Source organism: Shigella sp. FC1544 (assembly GCF_001722145.1).
GTDB classification, from domain to species: Bacteria; Pseudomonadota; Gammaproteobacteria; order Enterobacterales; family Enterobacteriaceae; genus Escherichia; species Escherichia coli.
This window is the reverse complement of the sequence record NZ_MECT01000207.1, coordinates 1-2,734: the sequence shown is the minus strand read 5'-3', so window position 1 is coordinate 2,734 and position 2,734 is coordinate 1. Positions and strand designations below refer to the sequence as shown.

Here is a 2,734-nt window from a genome sequence, read left to right as displayed (position 1 = left end):
ACTGTTACGACAACGCTCCGATGGAAAGCTTCTGGGGAACGCTGAAAAATGAGAGCCTGAGCCACTATCGTTTTAATAACCGGGATGAAGCCATCTCAGTAATACGGGAATACATTGAGATTTTCTACAATCGTCAGCGTCGTCACTCTCGTCTGGGGAATATCTCCCCGGCAGCCTTCAGGGAAAAATATCATCAGATGGCTGCTTAAAAAAAGAACAAATGGTAGTGTCCGCTATTGCCAGTACACCTCAATTATCCGTTACATGGTCGCCATGGGAACGGCACATTATGTCGTCATGATCGACCCCGCTTCCTTTATTGATGTCATTCCCTATAGCTCATGGCAAATTGATGCCGCCATTATTGGCAATGCCCATAACGTTGTCATAACCAGCAGCGATGAAATTGCTCAGGGAATTATTACCAGGCTACAAAAAACACCCGGTGAGCATATCGAAAATAATGGAATCATTTACGATATCCTGCCCTTCCCGGAGATGAATATTTCGATCATCACCTGGGCTTCAACGAAAATGTTGCAGAAAGGCTGGCATCGGCAAGTCTTTATTTGGTTACCGCTCGGGTTGGTGATTGGCCTGCTGGCAGCGATGTTTGTGCTGCGTATTTTGCGCCGTATCCAGTCACCGCATCATCGGCTGCAGGATGCTATCGAAAATCGTGATATTTGCGTGCACTATCAGCCGATTGTCTCCTTAGCCAATGGCAAAATTGTCGGTGCTGAGGCACTGGCGCGCTGGCCGCAGACAGACGGTAGTTGGTTGTCACCAGATAGTTTTATTCCGCTGGCACAGCAAACAGGCCTTTCTGAGCCATTGACGCTACTGATTATAAGAAGCGTCTTTGAAGATATGGGCGACTGGCTGCGTCAGCATCCACAGCAGCATATTTCGATCAATCTTGAATCCACCGTGCTCACCCCGGAAAAAATCCCGCAATTGCTGCGTGAAATGATCAATCACTATCAGGTTAATCCCAGACAGATCGCGCTTGAACTCACTGAACGCGAGTTTGCCGATCCGAAAACCAGCGCCCCGATAATTTCTCGCTACCGGGAGGCGGGCCATGAAATTTATCTTGATGATTTTGGTACGGGATATTCAAGTTTAAGTTATTTACAGGATCTGAATGTCGACATTCTGAAGATCGATAAATCTTTCGTTGATGCGCTGGAATATAAAAATGTCACGCCGCATATCATCGAAATGGCAAAAACACTGAAACTGAAAATGGTAGCGGAGGGAATCGAAACCAGTAAACAAGAAGAGTGGCTACGCCAGCATGGCGTGCACTACGGTCAGGGCTGGCTCTACAGCAAGGCATTACCGAAAGAAGATTTCTTACGCTGGGCCGAGCAACATTTGTGAATTTTTGGGCTGACGGCACGCCGCACAGCCCGTCACGCTACCTATTCGTCGATGATTGACTCGAATCCGCCATAGATCATTCGCTTGCCGTCAAACGGCATGGACTCGCCGAACTCTTTCATCCGTGGGTCCGACATCATCTTTTGATTAGCAGCGTCGCGGACCTCTTTTGAAGGGTATTCAATCCAGCTAAAGACAACCTCTTCATTCTCTTCCGCTTTCACCGCCATACGAAAATCGGTCACTTTGCCATCCGGTACATCGCTGGCCCAGCATTCGACAATACGAAGCGCGCCAAACTCTTTAAACAATGGCGCAGCCTTAGCGGCCATTTCCCGATAGGCATCCTTTTTATCGGCAGGAACGGCAACCACAAAACCATCAACATACTTCATCAGACATACCTCCGAAGCGTACTGCGCAGCCAGACAATTCTTGCAACGTCAGTTGTGGTTAAAGTTTAGCCATGTTGGTTTTTTTTGACGAAACGGTGGGAGGCAGAAATGGGTGGGGGCCCTGCCAGCTACATCCCGGCACACGCGTCATCTGCCTTGGCTGCTTCCTTCCGGACCTGACCTGGTAAACAGAGTAGCGTTGCGGGAGAACCAACAGAGCCCCCATTGAGAGCGTTGAGAACCAACGCGCAGGCGCATTATCACTGCTGCCCCGGCTAATTGCAACCCATCGCGTGCCAGATGCTGGTTTCTTGCGCAATGCGACTTCACTCGGGCGTTTTTTCCAGATTATGCTGAAAAATTACCTCAGGAAGAAAAGATGGAAAAAGAAGATTCATTTCCCCAACGCGTCTGGCAAATCGTCGCCGCTATTCCCGAAGGCTATGTCACCACTTACGGTGATGTGGCGAAACTGGCGGGATCGCCCCGCGCCGCGCGCCAGGTGGGCGGTGTGTTAAAGCGTCTCCCTGAAGGCAGCACCTTACCCTGGCACCGGGTGGTTAATCGCCACGGCACAATTTCGCTAACCGGACCGGATTTACAGCGTCAGCGACAGGCATTACTGGCAGAAGGTGTGATGGTATCGGGAAGCGGGCAAATCGACTTGCAGCGTTATCGCTGGAACTACTAACCCTCTCCGGGCGGAGTAATGCCAGTCAGTTAAGCAACTGACTGGCTCTTTTTCGGGGCTGTGGGGTATTTCCAGGGCCTCTCCTTTACCACTCTCGGGAAGGCCCTTCCCCTTCTCGTCTGTAATTTCACAAGTTGTCCCATACTTGCAAGATCGCGCATCAGCTCCGGTATACGTCCCGGTGAAGCGCCCTGCAATGTCATCAGCATTCTCATCACCATTCCGCATGATTCTGAGAAACTCAGTTGATTCGGCCAGTAAC

General features: G+C 50.2%; 3 protein-coding genes, 1 other RNA gene and 2 pseudogenes. 3 read left to right on the top strand and 3 right to left on the bottom strand.

Translation table 11 applies throughout. From position 1 onward, the window contains the following. Both BGK49_RS11830 and pdeB read left to right on the top strand, forming a co-directional pair. Positions 1-209, top strand: a 209-nt coding sequence (locus BGK49_RS11830) for an IS3 family transposase (protein WP_001073957.1), incomplete at its 5' end; no start/stop codon positions are given. A 43-nt stretch (positions 210-252) separates the two neighbouring features. Beyond that, positions 253-1,386, top strand: a pseudogene (pdeB, locus tag BGK49_RS11825) (cyclic-guanylate-specific phosphodiesterase PdeB); the annotation flags it as partial. 41 nt (positions 1,387-1,427) lie between these two features. On the opposite strand, the gene BGK49_RS11820 reads toward pdeB, so the two are convergent. Together BGK49_RS11820 and ffs are read right to left on the bottom strand one after the other, a co-directional pair. Then, complete coding sequence (locus BGK49_RS11820; protein ID WP_000878140.1) at positions 1,428-1,781, bottom strand: DUF1428 domain-containing protein; 354 nt, start codon at positions 1,779-1,781, stop codon at positions 1,428-1,430. 119 nt (positions 1,782-1,900) lie between these two features. Next, positions 1,901-1,997: signal recognition particle sRNA small type (gene ffs / locus BGK49_RS11815), an RNA gene on the bottom strand. 163 nt (positions 1,998-2,160) lie between these two features. Between ffs and BGK49_RS11810 the strand changes: the two genes are divergently transcribed. Further along, positions 2,161-2,472: an MGMT family protein gene (locus tag BGK49_RS11810; protein ID WP_000409911.1), complete on the top strand. Its 312-nt coding sequence runs from the start codon at positions 2,161-2,163 to the stop codon at positions 2,470-2,472. A 29-nt stretch (positions 2,473-2,501) separates the two neighbouring features. On the opposite strand, the pseudogene BGK49_RS11805 reads toward BGK49_RS11810, so the two are convergent. Then, positions 2,502-2,734: pseudogene (locus BGK49_RS11805) on the bottom strand (IS4 family transposase); the annotation flags it as partial.

Bases quoted from the DNA above. Each gene is read 5' to 3' on its own strand.
- BGK49_RS11820 (WP_000878140.1), bottom strand. From the start codon at position 1,781: ATGAAGTATGTTGATGGTTTTGTGGTTGCCGTTCCTGCCGATAAAAAG.
- BGK49_RS11810 (WP_000409911.1), top strand. From the start codon at position 2,161: ATGGAAAAAGAAGATTCATTTCCCCAACGCGTCTGGCAAATCGTCGCC.